Source organism: Methylobacterium sp. Leaf123 (assembly GCF_001423405.1).
GTDB lineage: Bacteria > Pseudomonadota > Alphaproteobacteria > Rhizobiales > Beijerinckiaceae > Methylobacterium.
On sequence record NZ_LMNS01000034.1, the window covers coordinates 117,919 to 139,055 of the forward strand.

Genomic DNA, 21,137 nt, shown 5'->3' on the forward strand with positions numbered 1-21,137 from the left:
CGGCGATACGGTTCTCGCATCGATCATGCGGGAACCGTATCGCCTGTATTCGAGTGCGCTCCCGCACATCGGAGATGGTCAGACGGGATCAGAATCGGAACGATTCCAAGTGCCGACACCACGTGACGGTCCCGAAGCGCATCTCCCGGCCGGATGACGGCCCCGAGCCCCGAGCGTTTCGTGCGACACCTTCCTCTCGGAGTGCGCCCATGCTGACCCTCAACCTGAACGGCGTGGCGCGGGAGGTCGATGCCGACCCCGACATGCCCCTGCTCTGGGTCATCCGCGACCGGCTCGACATGACCGGGACCAAGTATGGCTGCGGCATCGCCCAATGCGGCGCCTGCACCGTGCACATGGACGGCCAGCCGGTGCGCGCCTGCCAGACCCGGATCGGCGATGTCGGCGAGGCCAAGATCACCACGATCGAGGGCGTCGAGGGCAAGGTGGCCGATGCGGTGAAGACGGCGTGGCGCAGCCTCGACGTGGTGCAATGCGGCTACTGCCAGTCCGGCCAGATCATGTCGGCCATCAGCCTGCTGACCGAGAACCCGAAACCCAGCGACGCCGATATCGACGGCGCCATGGACGGCAATGTCTGCCGCTGCGGCACCTACCAGCGCATCCGCGCCGCCATCCACGACGCCGCCCGCTCACTGGCCTGAGCCGCCCTGCAACCGACCGGAACAAGGAGCACGGCATGCTCAAGCTCGATACGATCGATGCGCCCGTCCCCTCGCGGCGCGCCTTCCTCACCGGCGCGACGGCGGGCGCCGTGCTGCTCGCCTTCCGCCTCGACCTGAAGGGCGCCCGCGCCGCGGAAGCCTCGGACGCGCTGTCGAAGGGGCCGGCCCAGCCCAACGCCTTCGTGCGGATCGCCGCCGACGACAGCGTCACGGTGATGATCAAGCATCTCGATATGGGCCAGGGCAACACGACCGGGCTCGCCACCATCCTCGCCGACGAACTCGACGCGGATTGGAGCCAGATGCGCGTCGCCTTCGCCCCGGCCGACGCCAAGCTCTACGCCAACCTGCTGATGGGCCCGGTCCAGGGCACCGGCGGCTCCACGGCGATCGCCAATTCTTGGTTCCAGCTCCGCAAGGCGGGTGCGGCCGCCCGCGCCATGCTGGTCGCCGCCGCGGCCGAAAAGTGGAGCGTGCCGGCGGGCGAGATCACTGTCGCCAAGGGCGTCATCAGCCACAAGTCGGGCAAGCAGGCCCGCTTCGGCGAATTCGCCGAGGCTGCCGCCGCCAAGCCGGTGCCGCAGGAGTCCCGCCTCAAGACGCCGGGCGAGTGGACGCTGATCGGCCAGCGCGTGCCGCGGATCGATTCCGCGGCGAAGACCGACGGCACCGCGATCTACTCCCTCGACATCCGCCGCCCCGGTCAGGTCACGGCGCTCGTCGCCCACCCGCCGCGCTTCGGCGCTACGGTGAAGTCGGTGGATGCGGAGGCCGCGCAGGGCATGCCCGGCGTCGTCGGCATCGTCACGATCCCGACCGGCGTCGCGGTGATCGCCCGCGACACGTGGAGCGCGATGAAGGCCCGCGAGGCCCTCAAGATCACCTGGGACAACTCTACCGCCGAGACCCGCTCCTCGGACGCGATCCTCGCCGAGTACCGCGAGACGGCCAAGACCTCCGGCCTCGTCGCCTCGCAGGCGGGCGATGCCGATGGCGCCATCAAGGGCTCGGCCAAGGTGCTGGAGGCGGAGTTCTCCTTCCCCTATCTCGCGCATGCCGCGATGGAGCCCCTGAACGCCACGATCGAGCGCGCGGCGGACGGCAGCTACGACGTCTATGCCGGCTGCCAGATCCAGACCATCGAGCAGGCGGTGGTGGCGGCGACGCTGGGCGTCACGACCGACCGGGTCCGGCTGCACACGCAATGGGCCGGCGGCTCGTTCGGCCGGCGGGCGACGCCGGGCGCCGACTACTTCGCCGAGGCCGCCGCGATCGTGAAGGCCTGGGACGGCAAGGCGCCGGTCCACCTCGTCTGGACCCGCGAGGACGACATGGCGGCCGGCTATTACCGCCCGCAGGTCTACCACACGGTCAAGGCGGGCCTGAACGAGAAGGGCCAGATCACCGGCTGGCGCCACACCATGGTGGGCAAGTCGATCATGATCGGCTCGCCCTTCGAGGCGATGCTCGTCAAGAACGGCATCGACTCCACCACCGTTGAGGGTGCTTCCGACACGCCCTACGCGCTCCCGGCCTACCGCTTCGAGGTGCACAATGCCCGCGAGGGCGTGCCGGTCCTGTGGTGGCGCTCGGTCGGCCACACCCACACCGCCCATGTGATGGAGGTGTTCATCGACGAGCTGGCCCATGCGTCGAGCTCCGACCCGGTCGCCTACCGGCTGTCGCTGCTGACCCGCGCGCCGCGCCTGTCGGGCGTGCTGCGGCTGGCCGCCGAGCGGGCCGGCTGGGGCGAGAAACCCTCCGAGAAGGGCCGCGGCCTCGGCGTGGCGGTGCACGAATCCTTCGGCTCCTACGTCGCGATGGTGGCCGACGTCACGGCGGGCGAGTCCGGCGTGCGGGTCAACCGGATCGTGGCGGCGGTCGATGTCGGCATCGCCGTGAACCCGGACGTGGTGCGCGCCCAAGTCGAGGGTGCGGTGGGCTTCGCCCTCTCGGCGGTGCTGCGCAACCGCATCACCCTCAAGGACGGCGTGGTGCAGGAGACGAATTTCGACAGCTACCAGCCGACGCGCATCTCCGAGATGCCGCGGGTCGAGGTTCACATCGTGCCCTCCGAGGTCGCCCCCACCGGGATCGGCGAGCCCGGCGTGCCGGTCCTGGCGCCGGCCATCGCCAACGCGGTCTTCGCCGCGACGGGCCAGCGCCTGCGCTCGCTGCCGCTCGACCCCTCGCGCCTGCGCGGCGCGTAGCACGCCCGGCCCGAACGCTCACCACACGTTTCTTGGCAGTCCCGTAACGGGATTGCCGGGAAAGTAATGAGCCGGATACGGGACACATCTGAGCGAGACATGACTCCACGGCACCCGCTCACTTTACAAAATCGCCAACCCACTCCTTAGGTTGAGCCCATCGAGCCACAACGGTGTGTGGGATGGGCGAACGAACAGGCCCGCCCAACCGGTCGTCGGATCTGGGCGCGGCGGACCGGCGGATCTACCAACACGACTGGGCGGCGACGCCGCTCGGCCCGGTCGAGTCGTGGCCGGATGCCCTGCGCTCCGCCGCCACGCTCGTGAATGGCCTCGGAACCCCCGCCGCCCTGGCCTGGGGCGCGGCCTCGACCACCCTGTGCAACGACGCCTTCGCCACGCTTCTCGGTCGCGACCCGCTCGGCGCCGCCTTCACCACACTCGGGACGGACGGATCGACGGGGAACGCGCTCGCGCCGCTCCTCCGGCGCGCCCGCGGCGGCGAGGCGGTCACCGCCACCGGCATCGCCCTCGGCACGGCGCCCTCGGGCGCCCTGATCACGCTCTGCCTCAGCCCTCTGCGCGGCGCCGACGGAACGGCGGCCGGCGTGCTCGTTCTCGTGACCGGCGCCTGCGAGACGGCCACGGACGCCGCCCGCGAGGACAGGGAGCGCCTTCGGGCCGAAGCGGCCCTTCGGGCGAGCGAAGAGAAGTACCGCACCCTGTTCCAGACCATGGGGCAGGGTTTCTGCGAACTTGAATTCGTGCGCGACGCGCAGGGCCGGGCCGTCGATTTCCGCTACATCGAGCTGAATCCCGCCTTCGAGCGGCTGATCGGCCTGCCGGCCGCGTCCGCCCGCGGGCGGGTGTCGCGCGACGTGGTGCCCGATCTCGATCCCTGGTGGGTCCAGACCTACGAGCGCATCGCCGCGGCGGGCCTGCCGGCGCGGCTGGAGCATACGGATACGCCGAAGGGCCGCTGGTTCGAGGTCTCCGTCTATCCGCAGGCGAACGACCGCGTGCTGATCCTCTACGACGACGTCACCGAGCGCAAAGTCGCCGAGACGGCCCTGCGCGACCGCGAGGAGCGGCAGGCCTTCCTCCTGGCATTGAGCGATGCGGTGCGCACACTGAGCGATCCGGAGGCGATCCAGCGCGAGGCCTGCCGGCTGGTGGGCGAGCGGCTGGACGTGGACCGGTGCTACTACGCCGCCATCGACGAAGCCGCCGGGATCGTCCGGATCGCGTGGGACCACCTTCGCGGCGATGCGCTCTCGATCGTCGGCGAGCACAGGTTCGCGGACTTTGCCTGGTCCGCCGACATCCTCCGCCGCGGGGTGTGCCATGTCCTGGCCGATACGCAGGCCTCGGCGTCGGTTCCGGAGGCCGGCCGTCCTGCCTTCGCCGCCCTGCAGATCGCCGCCTGCATGGGCGCGCCGCTCATCAAGAACCGCAACTTGGTCGGCGCCCTCTGCGTCACCCATTCGAGTCCACGCGCTTGGACGGGGGCCGACCTCGGATTGCTGCGCGACGTGGCCGAGCGGATCTGGTCGGCGGTCGAGCGCGGCCGGGCGGAGGCGGATATCCGGCGCAAGAACGCGGTGCTCGAAGGGATCAACCGCATCTTCCGCGAGGCGTTGACCGCCCGCACCGAGGAGGAACTCGGCCGGGTCTGCCTCGCGGTCGCCGAGGATGTGACGCAGAGCGCCTTCAGCTTCATGGGGGAGATCGACCAGGAGAACGACCGGTTCAACGAACTCTCCATCAGCGATCGCAGCTGGCAGCATTTCGCGATGGACGACCCCGCTTTTCCCAAGGGCGTCGGCCCGAAAGGGCTCAAGATCCACGGCCTCTACGGCCGCGTGCTGCGCGACGGGAAAAGCCTCATCGCCAACGATCCCGACATGCACCCGGACCGGATCGGCACACCGACGGGCCACCCGCCCTTGAAGGCCTTTCTCGGCGTGCCGCTGAAGCGGAACGGACAGACGATCGGAATGATCGGGCTGGGCAACCGCGCCGGCGGATACCGGCGGGAGGACCTCGAAGCCGCCGAGGCCCTGGCCCCGGCCATCCTCCAGGCGCTGCTGAGCAAGCGGACCGCCGACACCCTGCGCCAGAGCGAGGAGCGGTTCCGGACCCTCGCCGAACTCGTGCCGAGCCTGCTGTGGAACGTCGATCCTCAGGGCAAGGTCATCGTCGTGAACCAGCAATGGGGCGACTATACCGGCCAGCCCGTGGACAAGACCCAGCAGGGCGGCTGGCTGGCGTTGATCCACCCCGACGAGCGGGAGGAGACCCAACGCGCCTTCATCGAGGCCTCCGCCACGGGCCGGCCGGTGGAGCGGCAGCAGCGCGTCCGCCGCCGCGACGGCGCCTATCGCTGGTTCCTGATCCGCCACGCGCCGGCCCGCGACGGCGAGGGACGGATCGTCCACTGGTTCGGCGCGGCCACCGACATCCACGACCAGTACATCGCCGCCGAGAACCTGCGGATCGAGGAGGCGCGCCAGACCTTCCTGCTCGACATCGCCGACCGGCTGCAGCGCGCGACCGAGCCGCAGGCGGCCCTTCAGAGCGTCGTCGATACGCTGGGACACCATCTCGGCGTCAGCCGGGTCGGCTACGCGCGCATCTTCGACGATGGCGAGCGGGTCGAGAGGCAGGTGGGCTACCCCTCCCAGGCCCGGCTCCGCCTCGGACCGCTATCGATCGGGATGTTCGGCGAGGCGTTCCAGCACCGGCTCCGGAACGGAGAGACGGTGTGCGCGACCGATATCGCGAGCGTGTCGACCGCCGAGATCTGGAGCCGGTCGGCGATCCGCAGCCTCCTCGCGGTGCCGCTGGTCCGCGACGGCCGGCTGCGCGCCGTGCTCTACGCCATCCATCGCGAGCCCCGAATCTGGACGCGCTCCGAGACGACGCTGATCGAGGAGGTGGCCGCGCGGACCTGGGAGGCGGCCGAGCGGGCGCAGGCCGAAACCGAGCTGCGCACGAGCGAAGCCCGGCAGCGCGCTCTGGTCGAAGGCATCCCCCAGCTCGTCTGGCGCGCGGGCGAAGGCGGCGCGTGGAGCTGGGCGAGCCCGCAATGGTGCCGCTATACCGGCCAGAGCGAGGCGGAAAGCCGCGGCTTCGGCTGGCTCGACGCGGTTCACCCCGAGGATCGCGACCGGGCCCAGGATGCCTGGAGCGGGGCCGCCATGGCCGAGGCATTGGCCGTCGATTACCGAATCTGTCACGCCCCCGAGGGCCGCTATCGCTGGTTCCAGTCGCGTGCCCTGCCGCTGCGCGAGGGAAGCGAGATCGTCGAGTGGCTCGGCACCTCCACCGACATCGACGACCTGCGGCAGCTTCAGGAGCAGCAGGGCGTGATGGTGGCCGAGTTGCAGCACCGCACCCGCAACCTCATCACGGTGGTGCGCTCGCTGGCCGAGCAGACCATGGCCCGAAGCGATTCCATGACGGCGTTCCGCGCGCGGTTCTACGACCGGCTCGCGGTGCTCTCGCGGGTGCAGGGCCTGCTCTCCCGTTCCACCATCGAGCCGATCACCCTGCACGCGCTCATCGCCACGGAACTCGACGCCCTCGGCGCCTGGGAGGCGTCCGACCGCATCTATCTCGACGGCCCGTCCGTTCGGCTGCGCAAGGCGACGGTGCAGACCTTCGCGCTGGCCCTGCACGAACTCGCCACCAACGCCCGCAAATACGGCGCGCTCGCCGGGGACACGGGATGGCTGAGCGTGACGTGGCGCACCTATGCCGAGGGTGACGGGATGCGGCTCGCCCTGCATTGGAGCGAGACGGAGGTCGAGCGCCCGCACGGCGAGGGGGCCGCGCAACGGCGCGGCTACGGGCGCGAGCTGATCGAGAAGGCGCTGCCCTACGCCCTCGACGCGCGGACACGCTACGAACTGAGCGAGACAGCCCTGCACTGCTCCATCGACCTGCCGCTCACGGAACGGCGCAAGACGACGCGGCGTGGGACCGAGTCCGGCTAGATTCCGAAGGCCCCCGCGGGACGATCCCTTAACCCCGCGCCAGCGCCGCCTCGATCATCCACGCGATGGCGAGCGCCCGCCCGTCATCGCCGAAGCGGGCGATCACCTGCACGCCGAGCGGCAGGCCGTCGCCCGGCACCGGAACCGTGACGCAGGGCACGCCCATCAGGGTCCAGAGGCGGTTGAAGCGCGCATCCCCGGTCGAGCCGAGGCCCTTCGGCGCGCGTCCGACACTGGACACCGTCAGGATCGCATCGACATCCGAGAACAGCTCCTTGAGCTGGCGGCGCGCCCGGTGCGCCGCGCGGCGGGCGGCGTCGTAATCGGCCGCACTCAGATCCTGCGCCCGGTCGAGCTGGCCGCGCAGCACCGGCGGCAGCGCCGCCCGGTGTTCGGCATATTCCCAGGCGAGCGCTTGGCGCGCCTCGAAATCCTGCACCGTCGGGTGGGCGGCCCAGGCCCGCGCGAAGGGGTCCGGCAGGACGAGATCGCGCACAACCGCCCCGGCCCGCTCCGCGGCACGGGCCGCCTGGTCGAGCGCGGCGAGCGCATCCGCATCGGCGCTCCCCGCGAAATCCTGGAGGCAGAGGGCGAGGCGCGGGCGCTCCGGGGCAGGCGCCTCGATGCCCGGCCGGTCCGCGATCAGCGCGAGCGCGTGAGCGATGTCGGCGACGGAGGCACCGAACAGGCCGACCGTGTCGAGCGCCCAGGAGAAGGTCTTGACGCCCACCGTCGGCAGCAGCCGGAACGAGGGCTTGATCGCCGCGATCCCGCAGAAGGCCGCCGGGCGGATCACCGAGCCGCCGGTCTGGGTGCCGAGCGCGAGGGGCAGCATCCCGGCGGCGACCGCCGCGGCCGAGCCCGAGGAGGAGCCGCCGGGCGTATGGCCGGGATCGCGCGGGTTCACGGTGGCGGCGGGGTCGAGGCCGGCAAAGGCCGTGGTCGCGGTCTTGGCGAGGGGCACTGCGCCGAGCGCGCGCAGCCGCGAGACGATCGCCGCATCGGCCCGCGGCCGCCAGCCGGCATAGATCGCCGAGCCGGACTCGGTCGCCATGTCGGCGGTGTCGATGATGTCCTTGATCCCCACCGCGATGCCGGCGAGCGGCCCGCGCGCGGGCACCGCTGCCTCGGGCGCGGTGCGGAGCACGGCGCCGATGGCGGGGTCGCGTTCGGCGATCCGCTCGCGCGCCGTCTGAATCGCGTCCGCCGCCGAGAGGGAGCCGTCGGTGACACGGGCGCAGATATCGAGAAGCGAAATCATGCCATCCGAGTCAGGGTCCGTGTCGAATCTGTCAACAGCGCTCCACATGGGAGCGGATCCGATCGCGCATCGTTAGCGGCTCGTTTACGGGACGCTGCGCATCGTCGCGTCCATGTGGCGTAAAGCGTTAGCGTTCTCGGCCCTGGTGCTGTTCGGTGCGGGGCTCACAGGCTGTGCGATCAACCGGTTCGAACGCCGGGAGGCATGGCGTGATCAAGCCGAACAGATGTGCATCGCGCGCAAGCTCGTGCAGCCGACGGCCTATGTCTCGCTGGCCAAGGAGATCGACGGCCCCGGCCCCTGCGGCATGCAGCAGCCGTTCAAGGTCACCCGGCTCGGCGGCGGCACGGTGGCGCTCAAGCAGCGCATGACCTTGGCCTGCCCGGCGCTCGCCGAGGCCGAGGCGTGGCTCGCCGACACGATCCAGCCCGCCGCCAACCTCTATTTCGGCGTGCCGGTGGCCGAGATCAACGCGGGCACCTATTCCTGCCGCGGCCGCAACAACCAAGCCGGCGCCAAGCTCTCCGAGCATTCCTTCGGCAACGCCCTCGACATCATGTCCTTCACCCTCGCCGACGGGCACGTCATCACCGTCAAGGGCGGCTGGCGCGGCACCGAGGCCGAGCAGGCCTTCCTGCGCGAGGTGTTCGTGGGGGCCTGCGCCCGGTTCTCGACGGTGCTGGCGCCGGGTTCCAACGTGTTCCACTACGACCACATCCACGTCGATCTGGCGATGCACGACCCGCGCGGCCTGAAGCGCATCTGCAAGCCGTTGCTCAAGTTCGAGTCGCAGCTCAACCTTGCCGACGGTTCGCCCCGGCCCCTGGCCTCACCGCGCCCGCCCACGCGCCAGACCGCCCCGAGCCAGGCGCCGATCGATGTCGAGGAGGACGATCCCTACGGCGTCGCGCCGACCTCTTCACGCACGACCGGCAACCGCGTCGCCCGTGCGCCGGCCGCCCCGGCGCCCACGGCCTATGCCGCCGCCCCCGCGCCGAGCCGGCCCCGCTCCCCGGTTCCGGCCCATGACGCGGCCTATGCGCCGCTGTCGCTGGCCGCACCCCATGCTGCGGATCACGCCTCGGACGAGCCGATCTATTAATCCGTCCGGGGTGTGCCCGGCGCACCCCAGCCCGGACCAAAAGCGGCGCGCGGGCCCGGTCGAAGCTTGACTTGAGCCAAGCGCAGCGCATCGTCTTTCGCCCATCCGGTGCCCGCTGCGCCAAGCCCTGACCGGGCCTGCGTCGCGCCACGGCACCCTCAACTGGCGGATCTGAGCGGCATGCGCCCGAACCTTCCCCTCGCCGTCCTGGCGCTCGGCCTCGTCACGGCCTCGTCCGTGCTGCCGGCGCTCGCCCGCTCCGGCCGCGAGGAAATCTCGCCGGCCGAGGAGCAGACCTTCCCCTACGATGCCGACATTCCCGGCTGCCAGGACGCCGACGTTCTGGAAAAGGTCTCGACCCAGTTCGCCGAGAAGGAGGCGAAGTTCTGGAATTCGTCTCTGACGATCCTCTCCTACGAGCGGATCGAGCGCACGGCGTGGCGCCCCTACGGCGTCGATTTCATCCCGCGCCGCTTCTGCTCGGCGCTTGCTACCACCTCGGACGGGGTGCGGCGCAAGGTCGATTACTCGGTGCGCGAGAGCCTCGGCATCATCGGCTCGACCTGGGGCGTCGATTTCTGCGTTCACGGCCTCGACCGCAACAACGCCTATGCCTACGCCACGGCCTGCCGGATGGCGCGGCCCTGATCGGGGCGGGAAACCCGCCGCAGCGCGCGGATGCAAGCTTGACTTGCAGGCCGCGCCCGGCATCGTCCTGAGGCGTCCCGCTGCCTCCGAGTCCCGTCCATGCTCCGCCTCCGCCGCCTCGCTGCCCTGACCCTCGGGCTGACCCTGGCCTCCGGCGCGGGTGCGCAGGATTTCGGCGGGTTCCGCCGCGGCGGCGAGCCCGGCAGTTTCGACTTCTACGTGCTGTCGCTCTCGTGGTCGCCGACCTATTGCGATGGCGAGGGTGCGCGCCGCGACCGTAACGGGCAATGCGCCCCGGGCCGCGGACTCGGCTTCGTGGTGCACGGGCTGTGGCCGCAATTCGAGCGCGGCTATCCCTCGAACTGCTCGGCGGTGGAGCGCCCGCTGACCCGCAACGCGGTCGAGGCTGCGGGCGAGATCATGCCGAGCGAGGGGCTGGCCCGCCATGAGTGGCGCACCCATGGCACCTGCTCCGGCCTCGATCCCGTCGCCTACTTCAAGGCGGTGAAGACGGCGCGCGAGGCGGTGACGATCCCCGAGGCTTTCGCGAAGCCGGAAGCGAGCCTGCGGGCCGCCCCGATCGAGATCGCCCGCCAGTTCGTGATGGCCAACAAAGGCCTACGCCCGGACATGATGTCGGTGACCTGCCGCCGCGGGCAGTTGCAGGACGTGCGGATCTGCTTCTCGAAGGACCTGCGCGGCTTCACCCCCTGCCCCGAGGTGGCACGCCAGAACTGCCGGGCCGGCGAGGTGTCGGTCGACGCGGCAAGGTAAGGCGCGGACATTCCGTCGGATTGTGTGAAGCCCGAAGTCCACGGATTGTGGAATTCCGCAGAACGACATTATGTTGTGAGCGGAGACCGGCAGGTGGCAGCCCGCCGGCCTCCTGTCAGACGATCCTGATCAGATCAGCGCGAGGTGGATGGCAAAGCGCCAACCATCTCGCGTTTTCGTCACGGTGATGCTGACCGCAATCGGGAAACCGATCACATTCTCTCACCTCCTTCCCGGTTCGCCTGCTCGCGATGGGCGGTGGCCGGCTGGCTCCACCGCAAGCCCCGCTGGCCACCGGGCCGTCGCAACCGGGAAGGTTCACGTCCGACACGAACACGTATGAGGGGTTGCGCTTCCGCCCGTCAACGATGACGGCGCCGTGCCTTCCCCCGCAAACCTTCGACGTCGTCTCTCCTGCTCTTGGACACGCGCCCTGAACTACCGTCACGCCTTCCACGCCGGCAATTTCGCGGATGTGCTCAAGCACCTCGTGCTGACCCGCGTGCTCATCCATCTCGGCGCCAAGGACAAACCGTTCCGCGCCATCGACACCCATGCGGGCCTCGGCGTCTATGACCTCGAAGCGGAGGAAGCCGGGCGCACGGGCGAGTGGCACGACGGCTTCGGCCGGCTCGACGTGCCGTTCGCGCCCGAGGTCGAGACCTTGCTCACGCCCTATCGCGAGGCGGTGGCCGCCGTGCGGGCGCGCTTCGGGGCCACCACCTATCCCGGCTCGCCCGCGATCATCCGCGAAGCCCTGCGGGCCGGCGACAAGGGCGTGTTCGTCGAGCTGCATCCGGCCGACGCGCAGACGCTGGCGCAGCGCTACGCCAGCGATTCCCGCACCAAGGTGATGCATCTCGACGGCTGGACCGCGCTCAACGCCTTGATCCCGCCGCCGGAGCGCCGGGGCCTCGTGCTGATCGACCCGCCCTACGAGGAGCGCGGCGAGATCGACCGTTTGGGCGCACATTTGCTGAAGGCCACGCGGAAGTGGCCCACCGGGACCTATATCGGCTGGTATCCGATCAAGGACGTGTCCGGGGTCGATCGCATGGCCGCCGCGCTCGATGCGGGGCTGGAGCGGCCCGCTTTGCGCCTCGACCTGATGATCGAGCGGCCCGACGATCCGACCCGCCTGACTGGCACCGGCCTCGTGGTCATCAACCCGCCCTGGACCCTGGCGGCGGAAGCGGAGCTGTTCATGCCGGCTCTCGCCGAGCGGCTGGCCCGCAGCGGCTACGGCGCCTTCCGCAGCGAGCGGCTCGGGCCGACAGGATAAACCACCCGCCGCGCCCTCAATGCAACGTCCCCTCCCCCGGCTCGGGCTCGACGCCCGGTTCGGGGATCGCCTCGGCGAAGGGGAATTCCAGGACGACCTCCCCGGCCTCGTCGGTGACGACGAGGATCGCGGTGATCAGTCGCGGATCGCTCCCCTCATCCTCCAGGCTGGCGCGGATCGTCGCCCGCGCCACCCGCCAGGCCTGATCGGGATCACGCAGCTCGACGCCCTCGTCGTCGGTGAGGGCGTCGGGGCCGATGCGGGTGTGGAAGAAGTAGCGAGGCACCAGGGAGGACAGCCTTACTTCGGCGAGCCCTGCTGCGGGCTCTGGCCACCGGACTTGTCCTTTTTGTTAGCCTCGTGGTGGCCGACGGCGCAACCGGCAGCGGCACCGGCCTTGCCGTGGCCGGCCATGCTGCCCGCGACACCGCCGACGACGGCGCCCTTGAGGCAGCCTTTGGCTTCGACGGGACCGGCCAGAACGACAGTGCCGAAAACGAGAGCGGCAGCGGTCAGAATCGGATGTTTCATCACGTGAGCCTCTGGTTGGCGCATCGTCCCGGCGCGATCATCGCAGGCCGATGCGAAGCGGGTGAGACGCCAACCGGCCGCGACCGCATCCGTTCCGCCTGCCGTTCAGGCCGCGATCCGGCCCTCGAGCGGGAACACCTTGGCGGGGTTCATCAGCCAAGCCGGATCGAACACGTTGCGCACGCGCATCTGCTGTTCGAGGTCGTCCTGGGTGTACTGGAAGCGCATCAGCTCGCGCTTCTCGATGCCGACACCGTGCTCGCCGGTGAGGCAGCCGCCGACCTCGACGCAGAGCTTGAGGATCGCATCACCCGCCGCCTCGGCCTTCTGCAATTCGCCGGGCTTGTTGATGTCGAACAGGATCAGCGGGTGCAGGTTGCCGTCGCCGGCATGGAACACGTTGGCGACGCGAAGCCCCTGCTCGGCGCAGATCGCCTCGATCCGCTCCAGCACGTGGCCGAGCTGGCCGGTCGGGATCGTGCCGTCCATGCAGATGTAGTCGGAGATGCGCCCGGTGGCGCCGAAGGCGGATTTGCGGCCCTTCCAGATCGCGGCGGATTCGGCTTCCGATTTCGAGACGCGGATGCTGGTGGGGTTGAACCCTGCGGCGATCGCCTCGATGCGCGCCAGCATGTCTGTGCATTCCTCGTCCGAACCCTCGACCTCGATGATGAGCATCGCGGCGGCGTCGCGCGGGTAGCCGGCCTTGGCGAAATCGTCGGTGATGAGGATCGCCTCGCGGTCCATATACTCGATGGCGACGGGGATGATGCCCGCCGCGATGATCGCCGCGGTGCAGGCGCCGGCATCCTCCACCGATGAGAAGCCGACCAGCGCCGGCCGCGCGCCTTCCGCAGCCCGCAGGATACGCACCGTGGCCTCGGTGACGATGCCGAGCTGCCCTTCCGAGCCGCAGATCAGGCCGAGCAGGTCGTAGCCGCCGGAATCGAGATGCTCGCCGCCGAGTTCGACCACGGTGCCGTCATTGGTCACGAGCGTGACGCCCATGAGGTTGTTCGTCGTCACGCCGTATTTCAGGCAATGCGCGCCGCCGGAATTCATGGCGATGTTGCCGGCGATGGTGCAGGCGAGCTGGCTCGACGGATCGGGCGCGTAGAAGAAGCCCTCATGCGCCACCGCCCCGGAGATCGCGAGGTTGGTGATGCCGGCCTCGACCCGCGCGACGCGGTTGGCGAAATCGAGATCGAGGATGCGCGTCATCTTGCCCACCCCGAGGATGATCGCGTCCTCCTGGGCGATGGCGCCGCCGGCCAGAGACGTGCCGGCGCCGCGCGGCACCACCCGCACGCCGTTCGCGTGGCAGAAGGCCATCACCGCCGAGACCTCCCGAGTCGTGGAGGGCAGCACCACGGCGAGCGGCATCTTGCGGTAGGCGGTGAGCCCGTCGGTCTCGAAGGCGCGGCGCTCGTCCTCCGTCGTCACCAGGGCCTCCGGCGCCACCAGCGCGGACAGCCCTTCGATGATCGCCTCGCGGCGGGCGACGACATCCGCATCCGGCGCGGGGAAGGCGATCGACATGGCCGGCATCTCCTCCAGAGATTTGTTTATTCGTCGTCGTTTCCGGCGATCCACAGGGGCGTGCGGGGCCTTCAGCCCCGCTTCAGCCGCCGCGGCTCAGGTTCGCTCGGACGACGTCGGATGCGCATCCTAGCGGAAAGTCTCCCGAGACGCACGGCGGTTCCCGCCGACCCATGCAGCCACCGAAAGGACCGGAAGCGTCTTCGTGAAGCGCCCTCGGCTGGACGCGTGCCCGGCATAGTCTATATCTGTTCTAAGGCTAAAAGCTCTGCCATAAGCAGGCCGGCTTCGGCCGTTCAAGGAGGAAAACAACGATGCGTCATCTCATCCTCGGCGCCGCCCTCGCGCTGCTGTTGCCTGTCGCCGCCCATGCCGAGGGCGATGCCGCCGCCGGCGAGAAGGCGTTCGCGCCCTGCAAGGCCTGCCACAATTTCGAGAAGAACGGCGTCGGCCCGACCCTGAAGGGTGTCGTCGGCGCGAAGGCCGGTGAGGGTGCCGACGGCTACGCCTTCTCCGACGCGCTGAAGAAGTCCGGCATCACCTGGGACGAGGCCAACCTCAAGGAATGGCTCGCCGACCCGAAGAAGAAGGTGCCCGGCACCAAGATGGTCTTCCCCGGCGTCAAGGACCCGAAGAAGGTCGACGACATCATCGCCTACCTCAAGACGAAGTCCTGAGGCCCCGCGCCTCCGGCATTCGATCGACTCCAATAGGAAAGCCGCCCCTCGGGGCGGCTTTTTTCGTCTTCGACCGTCAATTGACCGGCGGCTGCGTCAGCGGGACGCGTTCGCGGCCGGCAATTCGGTGCTGCCGGCGCGGGCATGCAGTTCGTCGCGCATCATGGCGAGGTTGTCGAGGAGCGTGCGCCGCTCGTCGAGGGTCATCCCGGTCATGCCGCCCACCGTGTGCGGCAGGCAATCCATCTTACCCTTAAGGCCACGCCCCTTCTCCGTGAGGAAGATGCTGACCTGGCGCTCGTCCGGCCGGTCGCGGGCGCGGCGGACATGGCCCGAGGCCTCCAGGCGCTTGAGGAGCGGCGTGAGCGTGCCGGAATCCAGGAACAGGCGGCTGCCGATCTCTTTGACCGAAAGCCCCTCCTCCTCCCACAGCACCAGCAGCACGAGATATTGCGGGTAGGTCAGCTCGTGATGGGCCAAAAGGCTGCGATAGGCGCGACCGAAGGCATGTGCCGCCGCGTAGACGGCAAAGCAGAGTTGGCTGTCCAGGGATTGCGGGTCATCGCGGCCCGATTGACTCATGACACTCTTCCTCGGTGCGCCCACGGCGCACTGGCGTTTCGGACCCGCAAGACGGGTTCAGCACCGACGGATATGGGGGCGGCGAGCCGCCTCCGCGAATCATTGGGCCGCCCCGCGATCCGCCGCCATCGGATCGGAGTCCTGCGTGAAAAGGCAGCAGCCCCTTGGGCCCCTGCGCTTTCGCGCGATACGCGTCCCGCTCGACGGCAGCCGCGCGGTGGAATCCCTGCGACAGACCTAAGACCCGGACCCTAAAGAAAAATCATCGTGGGTACAATCGAACCACGCACATGGCTTTCACAGCCATCCGCATGGACATCGCGCTCCCGAAAGCCGCCGCGGCGAAAATAATCCGCGCGTTCCTCGATGAACGGAACGCCGATGCGCCCAAGGACTGAAATGGAATCGGCTGAGCCGGCCGTCAGGGGTAGCGATCCCTCGGACGATCGGACTCGCGTTCCTTCTATCGGTGTGGACAGCCAAGCGCTTGCGGCAGCGGAGCAGATCGCCGTCTGCCCTCAACTCTCGCCTCAACTTTTGCCCTTGCCCGGTTCTTCCCCCGTCGGCTCGGCCGGGCTGTCGATGGTGCAGGACACCGCCTGCACCGCCGCGTCGGCCACGGCGCGCTCGCTCGGCAGGGCGGCGATGACGCGGACCACCGCGAAGCCGCGCCGGGCGGGGGCGACGATGCGCACGTCGCGCGTCACCTCGCCAGCCACGTCGTTGGCCAAAGCCTCGTCGTACTGGGCGCGGGTCATCACCACGAGATCGAGCCCGCCGCGCACCGCCGCCTGATCGGTCACCGCGTAGAAGGCGCCCCGGCGGCTATGCATCGAGACCGACAGCATCAGCGAGCCGGCCTGGGCCGAGACCCGCATCGGCCCGTCATCAAGGTCGTAGGAGCACACGCCAACGGAGACCGCCGGATCGGGGTTGGGCAGCCATTCGCCGTTCGCCGCGGGCGCACCCGCAAGGCCGTGGATGCGCAAGGGATGGTCGAGGGTCTCGCTCGCCCGCGCGCGGGTGAAGGCGTCGCCCTCCGAGAAGCGCGGAATCGCCAGCACCGTGGCGATGTGGACGATGCCGGCGATGACGAGGCCGCAGGCGGTGGCGAGCCAGAAGGCGCCGCGGCTCATGACCCGCACCCCGTGCGCTCGATCGCCGGCAGGGTGTCCCGGTCGAGCGAGCCGACGCTCGCGGCCACCGGCGTGTCGTAGAGGCGCAGCGCCAGCCGGATCGGCCCCCGCGGTCGCGGCATCGGCAGCCAGTTGCCGGGCTGGACCTCGGGGCTCAGCAGGATCGCGAACCGGCCATCAGGCTCGCGCAGGATCTCGGTGGAGGTGAAGCCCGTCCGCACCGGCTCCTGCCCCGCGGCCAGCGCGCCACGGCCGGTCACGGTGAGGGTCCAGGCGCGGGCCGGGGGCGTCACCCCCGCGAGGCGATAGCTGCAGGCGGCGTCCAGCGTCCGCCCCTTGTCGTCGCTGGCAGCGGTCAGCAACATGCCCTCCCCGACCGCGAGGGGAATGTCGCTGCGCCGGGCGTTGACGGCGCGTGAATAGGGATCGGAATCGAGCGAGCCCGCCCGCGGCCACGCCGTCCAGCTCCCGATCGCCGTCCCGCCGAAGGGATAGCCGCCGCTGGTGGCGTAGTCGGCACTGGCAAGGCCCAGGAGCCCACCGAGGGTGAGCGCGTAGACGAACAGCCCGACACGCGAGCCGCGCGAAGCCGCGCCCCGCGCGAGGCGACCAAGCCGCTTGGGCAGCTGCGCGGGCGTGCGCCTGGACGGCTCCGCGCCCGCATCCTCACGCAGGGATGTTCCGGCCGCCGGGCCGACTCCACTCGACTGGGCCATGGGGTCGGCCTCAGGGCGTCCCGAAGCCGCCGGAGGCGCGCGCGCCCTCGGCGACATCGACGGGCATGACGCCCGGCGCCCGCATCCGATCGGGGGCGACGGCGCCCGAGCGCGCCGGATCGGTCTTGCCAGGTTCGCTTTTGCCGGGCTCGCTTTTAGCGGCGGAACGGTTGGTCTCGACGTTGCGGAACAGGCCGTTGAGGCCCGACAGCACCTCGAAGGAGCGGCGCGAGAGCCGGCCGCCGGTGCTCGCCGCCGCCGCCGCGCCGTCGGCCTGCGCCTGGGCGGCCTGCGGCGCGCTCTTGCGGTCGTTCAGGCCGGGCATCGGCTTCAACTCGATGCCCTGATGGGCAGGGGCCATGATCTCGTGCCACGTCATCGCGGGGAGCGAACCGCCGGTCATCTTGTTGGTCGGGCTGTGGTCGTCGTTACCGTACCAGACGGCGCCGACATAGTTGCCGGTGTAGCCGACGAACCACGCGTCGCGGTAGCCGTTGGTCGTGCCGGTCTTGCCCGCGACCTTCACGCCCTCGATCTGGGCCTTTCGCGCGGTGCCTTCCTCGACGACCTTGTTGAGCATGTAGTTCATGTCCGCCGTCACCTGCGACGAGAGCACCTGTACCGGCTTCTCGTCGGCGTGGCGGTAGATCACCTCGCCGCTGGAATTGCGCACCTCGGAGGCGACGTAGGGCTTGGCGACCTTGCCGCCGTTGGCGAACACGGCAAAGCCCGCCGCCTGATCCATCACCGTCACCTCGGTGGCGCCGATCGGCAACGAGGGCGTGTCGGTGAGCGGCGTCGTCACGCCCATCGCTTTGGCGAGCTGGATGATCTTCTCACGGCCCGCCTTGGCCGCCTTCCAGTCGTGGGTGATGCCGAGCCCCTTACCGATCGCGGTCGTGACCTTGATCGGGATCGTGTTGACCGATTTGGCCACCGCGAGCCACATCGGCTGGCGGCCGGAATAGGAGCGGCCGTAATTCTGCGGGCACCAGTTGCCGACGCAGACCGGCGAATCCACCACCGGCGTGTCCGGCTTGAACAAGCCCGAGGCCAGGGCCGCAGCGTAGACGTAGGGCTTGAACGAGGAGCCCGGCTGGCGCAGCGCATCGGTGGCGCGGTTGAACTGGCTCTCGCCGTAATCGGCGCCGCCGACCATGGCGCGCAGCGCCCCGTCGGGGTCGAGGATCACCACGCCCGCCTCGTCCACGTCGTACTGGTCGCCGAGCCGCCGCAGCATGTTCTCGACCGCTTGGTCGGCGGAGCGCTGGATCGAGAGGTCGAGCGGCGTCTTGACCGTGAGCACGCGGTCGTTGCGGAGCTTGCCCGCATCGGCCATCCGCTTCACCTCGTTGAAGGCCCAATCGAGGTAATAGTCGGCGGTGATGTCCTTGGTGCGGGTCACCGGGGTCGCGGGGTTGCGCAACGCCGTCTGGATCTGCCCCTCGGTGACGAAGCCCGCCTCGACCATGTTGTGCAGCACGTCCACCGCCCGGCCGCGGGCGGCGGGCAGGTTGACGTTGGGCGAGTACTTGGTCGGCGCCTTGAACAGGCCGGCCAGCATCGCGGCTTCCGCCAGCGTGATGTCCTGCAGGCGCTTGCCGAAATAGTAATCCGCCGCCGCCACCGCGCCGAAGGTGCCGCCGCCCATATAGGCGCGGTCGAGATAGAGCTTGAGGATCTGGTTCTTGGTCAGGTGCGCTTCGAGCCAGAAGGCGAGGAACGCCTCGTTGACCTTGCGCTCCAGCGAGCGCTCGTTCGTCAGGAACAGGTTCTTGGCAAGCTGCTGCGTGAGGGTCGAACCACCCTGCACATTGCCCTTGCCGGAGGAATTCGAGACGAGCGCGCGGGAGGTGCCGATCGGATCGATACCCCAATGCTCGTAGAAGCGCCGGTCCTCGGTCGAGAGCAGCGCCTTGATCATCAGTTCGGGAAAATCGTCGAACTTCAAGGAATCGTCGTGCTTGATGCCGCGGCGCCCGACCTCGGTGCCGTAGCGGTCGAGGAAGGTGACGGCGAGATCCTGGGCCTTCAGCCAGTTGTCGCTGGTGAGGTTGAAGGCGGGCTGCGCCAGGAACAGCAGCAGCATGGCGCCCGCCGTCCCGATGGTGACGCCCTCGCTGGTGAGATCGAGGGCGTAGCGCTTCCAGCCGCGGACGGAGAAGACCTGCATCCGCGCCTGGAAGCGCTCGTAGGCTTCCGTCGTGGAATGGCCGCCCTCGTATAGGCTCGCATTGACCCAGGCATCGAAGGCCAGGGCCGCACGGCTGATCCGCGTCGTCAGCGTCTTGAGGCTGGGCAGGCGCAAGGCGGCTTCCGGTTTCTTTCGACGTTGTCCGGGTCGGCGTAGAGCGCGGGCCTCGGCAACGCTATCCGATACGTTCTGTATCAGGACATGCGCCGGCCCGCGAGCTTTCGCTTCCGTTAAGGAACGCGAAGGGCGGGCCACCGCCCCCGGGCGGACCACCTACTGTGCGTTAACCTTAAGAAGCCTCTGGCAGCCGAATCCGGCGGGCGGATGGCGGAACGTCCGGTCCGGCTTGCTCCCGGCGTCGGCATGCGGCAGGAGGGGCGCCTTGTCCCGAAACGATACGATCGAAAGCGAGCAGGCGCCTGATATGGCCGAGCGCAGCGAAGGGCCGTTCTGGCGCGTGAAGACGCTCGAGGCGATGAGCCCGGCGGAATGGGAAAGCCTGTGCGACGGCTGCGGCCGCTGCTGCCTGCTCAAGCTCGAGGACGACGACACCGGCGAGATCCACCACACCGATGTCGGCTGCACCCTGCTCGACACCCATACCTGCCGCTGCCGCGACTACCGCAACCGCGCCAAGCGCGTGCCGGATTGCGTGCAACTGACGCCGGAGGCGGTGCGCACGATCCCCTGGCTGCCGCCGACCTGCGGCTACCGCCTCGTGCGGGAGGGCCGCGACCTGCCCGCGTGGCACCCGCTGAAGACCGGCCGTCGGGCCAGCGTCCACGAGGCCGGCATCTCCGTGCGCGGCCGCGTCGCCGGCAACGAGGAGGAATTTGCCGAGGACGAGCTGGTCGAGCGCATCGTCGCGTGGCCGGACGAAGCCGCCTGAGCGGGCGAGTCAGGCTGCGCGCACCAGAGGCGGCGGCAGCGGCAGAGTCGCCACCGCGAGATGGAAATCGAGCGCTGTCTCGATGCCCTCCCGCCAGAGCGAGAGCGGCGTCGCCCGCGCAAGAGGGATCGCGCCTTCGCTCTCGCCGTCATCGAGGCGCAGCTCGGCACCAAGGCCCGTGACGAGCCGCCGCATCGCAACGTTGTGGGACAAGCAGCGCAGGCGCAGCTCGGCGATGCCGCGGTTGCGGGCCGCCTCGGCGAGACGCCGCAGCAGCATCGAACCCAGACCCGCCCGCCGGAAGCCCCGCTCGACGGTGAGAGCGACTTCCGCACGCCGGCCTCCGGCCTGCCCGGATCCGAACGGGCGCAGTTCACCCACCGCCCGCAATTCGCCGTCCACGAAGGCACCGATGACCATGCCGGACATGACGGTCGCCCGCTCGGCATAGGACGCGGCCATCCGGTCGTTGACCGCGGCCATGAAGCGGCTCGCGCGGGTCTCGGGATCGAGGCGCAGGAAGAAGGCCCGCACCGCCGGCCGGTCGCTCAGCCAGAGACGGCGAAGGCGGGGGCTGTCGCGGCCCGCGCTGGCCACGCGGCGCACGGGAGGATCGGGCAAAGGTATCGAGAGAGACATCGGGGACGCGAAGAACTCTTGCAATGAGCCGGATCGGCGCTTCACCCGCGCGGCCTCCCTCTCACGGCGCGGACCGGATGAATCTGGTATGAAAAGCGCCATGCTGCAATGCAGCAAAATGCCGGATCGACGCCGACCTCCGCATGGCTGGTCTGTCCGCCTCGGACGGGCCCCCAATCAGAGCTAACGGAAGCATCGCGCCGAGCTCAGCCAGCAAAGGCCCGGATTTCCAATATCCTGTTATCTTTTATTTAAATTCTGAAAGATACCCTG

18 protein-coding genes are annotated in these 21,137 nt (G+C 69.6%); 9 read left to right on the top strand and 9 right to left on the bottom strand.

Annotated elements, in window-relative coordinates:
• Positions 1-209 precede the first annotated feature (209 nt).
• The 3 genes from ASF53_RS16480 (at position 210) to ASF53_RS16490 (ending at position 6,894) form a co-directional block, all read left to right on the top strand.
• Positions 210-665, top strand: coding sequence for a (2Fe-2S)-binding protein (locus ASF53_RS16480; protein ID WP_056200610.1), 456 nt, complete (start codon positions 210-212; stop codon positions 663-665).
• A gap of 35 nt (positions 666-700) precedes the next feature.
• Positions 701-2,896: a xanthine dehydrogenase family protein molybdopterin-binding subunit gene (locus ASF53_RS16485; RefSeq protein ID WP_056200612.1), complete on the top strand. Its 2,196-nt coding sequence runs from the start codon at positions 701-703 to the stop codon at positions 2,894-2,896.
• A gap of 182 nt (positions 2,897-3,078) precedes the next feature.
• Positions 3,079-6,894, top strand: a complete 3,816-nt coding sequence (locus ASF53_RS16490) for a GAF domain-containing protein (protein WP_156635598.1) — start codon at positions 3,079-3,081, stop codon at positions 6,892-6,894.
• Positions 6,895-6,922: 28 nt separating this feature from the next.
• Here ASF53_RS16490 and ASF53_RS16495 read toward each other — a convergent pair whose 3' ends face one another.
• Positions 6,923-8,155 (bottom strand): amidase, encoded by a 1,233-nt coding sequence (locus tag ASF53_RS16495; RefSeq protein WP_056200615.1) that lies wholly within the window; start codon positions 8,153-8,155, stop codon positions 6,923-6,925.
• Positions 8,156-8,267: 112 nt separating this feature from the next.
• On the opposite strand from ASF53_RS16495, the gene ASF53_RS16500 reads away from it, so the two are divergent.
• The 4 genes from ASF53_RS16500 (at position 8,268) to ASF53_RS16515 (ending at position 11,961) form a co-directional block, all read left to right on the top strand.
• On the top strand, positions 8,268-9,257 hold the full coding sequence (locus tag ASF53_RS16500; protein WP_056200618.1) for an extensin-like domain-containing protein: 990 nt from the start codon (positions 8,268-8,270) through the stop codon (positions 9,255-9,257).
• 180 nt (positions 9,258-9,437) lie between these two features.
• Positions 9,438-9,905 (top strand): hypothetical protein, encoded by a 468-nt coding sequence (locus tag ASF53_RS16505; protein WP_056200622.1) that lies wholly within the window; start codon positions 9,438-9,440, stop codon positions 9,903-9,905.
• A 99-nt stretch (positions 9,906-10,004) separates the two neighbouring features.
• Positions 10,005-10,679: a ribonuclease T2 family protein gene (locus ASF53_RS16510; RefSeq protein WP_056200631.1), complete on the top strand. Its 675-nt coding sequence runs from the start codon at positions 10,005-10,007 to the stop codon at positions 10,677-10,679.
• A 475-nt stretch (positions 10,680-11,154) separates the two neighbouring features.
• Positions 11,155-11,961 carry a 23S rRNA (adenine(2030)-N(6))-methyltransferase RlmJ gene (locus tag ASF53_RS16515; protein ID WP_082482771.1) on the top strand — a complete coding sequence of 269 codons (807 nt, stop codon included), beginning with the start codon at positions 11,155-11,157 and terminating at the stop codon, positions 11,959-11,961.
• A gap of 16 nt (positions 11,962-11,977) precedes the next feature.
• Here ASF53_RS16515 and ASF53_RS16520 read toward each other — a convergent pair whose 3' ends face one another.
• From ASF53_RS16520 to ASF53_RS16530, 3 genes are all read right to left on the bottom strand, one after another.
• The gene (locus tag ASF53_RS16520) at positions 11,978-12,247 is read right to left on the bottom strand and encodes a DUF6894 family protein (protein ID WP_056200634.1); all 270 of its coding nucleotides are present in this window, start codon (positions 12,245-12,247) and stop codon (positions 11,978-11,980) included.
• A gap of 14 nt (positions 12,248-12,261) precedes the next feature.
• Positions 12,262-12,492 carry a hypothetical protein gene (locus ASF53_RS16525; protein ID WP_056200636.1) on the bottom strand — a complete coding sequence of 77 codons (231 nt, stop codon included), beginning with the start codon at positions 12,490-12,492 and terminating at the stop codon, positions 12,262-12,264.
• 105 nt (positions 12,493-12,597) lie between these two features.
• On the bottom strand, positions 12,598-14,031 hold the full coding sequence (locus tag ASF53_RS16530) for an FAD-linked oxidase C-terminal domain-containing protein (RefSeq protein WP_056201011.1): 1,434 nt from the start codon (positions 14,029-14,031) through the stop codon (positions 12,598-12,600).
• A 314-nt stretch (positions 14,032-14,345) separates the two neighbouring features.
• Between ASF53_RS16530 and ASF53_RS16535 the strand changes: the two genes are divergently transcribed.
• The gene (locus ASF53_RS16535) at positions 14,346-14,708 is read left to right on the top strand and encodes a c-type cytochrome (RefSeq protein WP_056200638.1); all 363 of its coding nucleotides are present in this window, start codon (positions 14,346-14,348) and stop codon (positions 14,706-14,708) included.
• A 96-nt stretch (positions 14,709-14,804) separates the two neighbouring features.
• Here ASF53_RS16535 and ASF53_RS16540 read toward each other — a convergent pair whose 3' ends face one another.
• From ASF53_RS16540 to ASF53_RS16555, 4 genes are all read right to left on the bottom strand, one after another.
• Positions 14,805-15,290, bottom strand: a complete 486-nt coding sequence (locus ASF53_RS16540; RefSeq protein WP_056200640.1) for a MarR family winged helix-turn-helix transcriptional regulator — start codon at positions 15,288-15,290, stop codon at positions 14,805-14,807.
• A 530-nt stretch (positions 15,291-15,820) separates the two neighbouring features.
• Positions 15,821-16,426, bottom strand: coding sequence for a DUF1254 domain-containing protein (locus tag ASF53_RS16545; protein WP_056200642.1), 606 nt, complete (start codon positions 16,424-16,426; stop codon positions 15,821-15,823).
• A complete protein-coding gene (locus tag ASF53_RS16550) occupies positions 16,423-17,142 on the bottom strand; it encodes a DUF1214 domain-containing protein (RefSeq protein WP_056200644.1) in 720 nt (239 codons plus the stop codon). Before ASF53_RS16550 ends, ASF53_RS16545 begins: the two co-directional genes overlap by 4 nt.
• 10 nt (positions 17,143-17,152) lie before the next feature.
• A complete protein-coding gene (locus tag ASF53_RS16555) occupies positions 17,153-19,450 on the bottom strand; it encodes a transglycosylase domain-containing protein (protein WP_056200647.1) in 2,298 nt (765 codons plus the stop codon).
• Between the two features lie 310 nt (positions 19,451-19,760).
• On the opposite strand from ASF53_RS16555, the gene ASF53_RS16560 reads away from it, so the two are divergent.
• Positions 19,761-20,225 (top strand): YcgN family cysteine cluster protein, encoded by a 465-nt coding sequence (locus ASF53_RS16560; RefSeq protein ID WP_056200650.1) that lies wholly within the window; start codon positions 19,761-19,763, stop codon positions 20,223-20,225.
• Between the two features lie 9 nt (positions 20,226-20,234).
• Here the strand turns inward: ASF53_RS16560 and ASF53_RS16565 are convergent, their stop codons facing one another.
• On the bottom strand, positions 20,235-20,864 hold the full coding sequence (locus ASF53_RS16565; protein ID WP_056201015.1) for a GNAT family N-acetyltransferase: 630 nt from the start codon (positions 20,862-20,864) through the stop codon (positions 20,235-20,237).
• Between the last annotated feature and the right edge of the window lie 273 nt (positions 20,865-21,137).

Bases quoted from the DNA above. Each gene is read 5' to 3' on its own strand.
- ASF53_RS16480 (WP_056200610.1), top strand. From the start codon at position 210: ATGCTGACCCTCAACCTGAACGGCGTGGCGCGGGAGGTCGATGCCGAC.
- ASF53_RS16485 (WP_056200612.1), top strand. From the start codon at position 701: ATGCTCAAGCTCGATACGATCGATGCGCCCGTCCCCTCGCGGCGCGCC.
- ASF53_RS16490 (WP_156635598.1), top strand. From the start codon at position 3,079: ATGGGCGAACGAACAGGCCCGCCCAACCGGTCGTCGGATCTGGGCGCG.
- ASF53_RS16495 (WP_056200615.1), bottom strand. From the start codon at position 8,155: ATGATTTCGCTTCTCGATATCTGCGCCCGTGTCACCGACGGCTCCCTC.
- ASF53_RS16500 (WP_056200618.1), top strand. From the start codon at position 8,268: ATGTGGCGTAAAGCGTTAGCGTTCTCGGCCCTGGTGCTGTTCGGTGCG.
- ASF53_RS16505 (WP_056200622.1), top strand. From the start codon at position 9,438: ATGCGCCCGAACCTTCCCCTCGCCGTCCTGGCGCTCGGCCTCGTCACG.
- ASF53_RS16510 (WP_056200631.1), top strand. From the start codon at position 10,005: ATGCTCCGCCTCCGCCGCCTCGCTGCCCTGACCCTCGGGCTGACCCTG.
- ASF53_RS16525 (WP_056200636.1), bottom strand. From the start codon at position 12,492: ATGAAACATCCGATTCTGACCGCTGCCGCTCTCGTTTTCGGCACTGTC.
- ASF53_RS16530 (WP_056201011.1), bottom strand. From the start codon at position 14,031: ATGTCGATCGCCTTCCCCGCGCCGGATGCGGATGTCGTCGCCCGCCGC.
- ASF53_RS16535 (WP_056200638.1), top strand. From the start codon at position 14,346: ATGCGTCATCTCATCCTCGGCGCCGCCCTCGCGCTGCTGTTGCCTGTC.
- ASF53_RS16540 (WP_056200640.1), bottom strand. From the start codon at position 15,290: ATGAGTCAATCGGGCCGCGATGACCCGCAATCCCTGGACAGCCAACTC.
- ASF53_RS16545 (WP_056200642.1), bottom strand. From the start codon at position 16,426: ATGAGCCGCGGCGCCTTCTGGCTCGCCACCGCCTGCGGCCTCGTCATC.
- ASF53_RS16550 (WP_056200644.1), bottom strand. From the start codon at position 17,142: ATGGCCCAGTCGAGTGGAGTCGGCCCGGCGGCCGGAACATCCCTGCGT.
- ASF53_RS16560 (WP_056200650.1), top strand. From the start codon at position 19,761: ATGGCCGAGCGCAGCGAAGGGCCGTTCTGGCGCGTGAAGACGCTCGAG.
- ASF53_RS16565 (WP_056201015.1), bottom strand. From the start codon at position 20,864: ATGTCTCTCTCGATACCTTTGCCCGATCCTCCCGTGCGCCGCGTGGCC.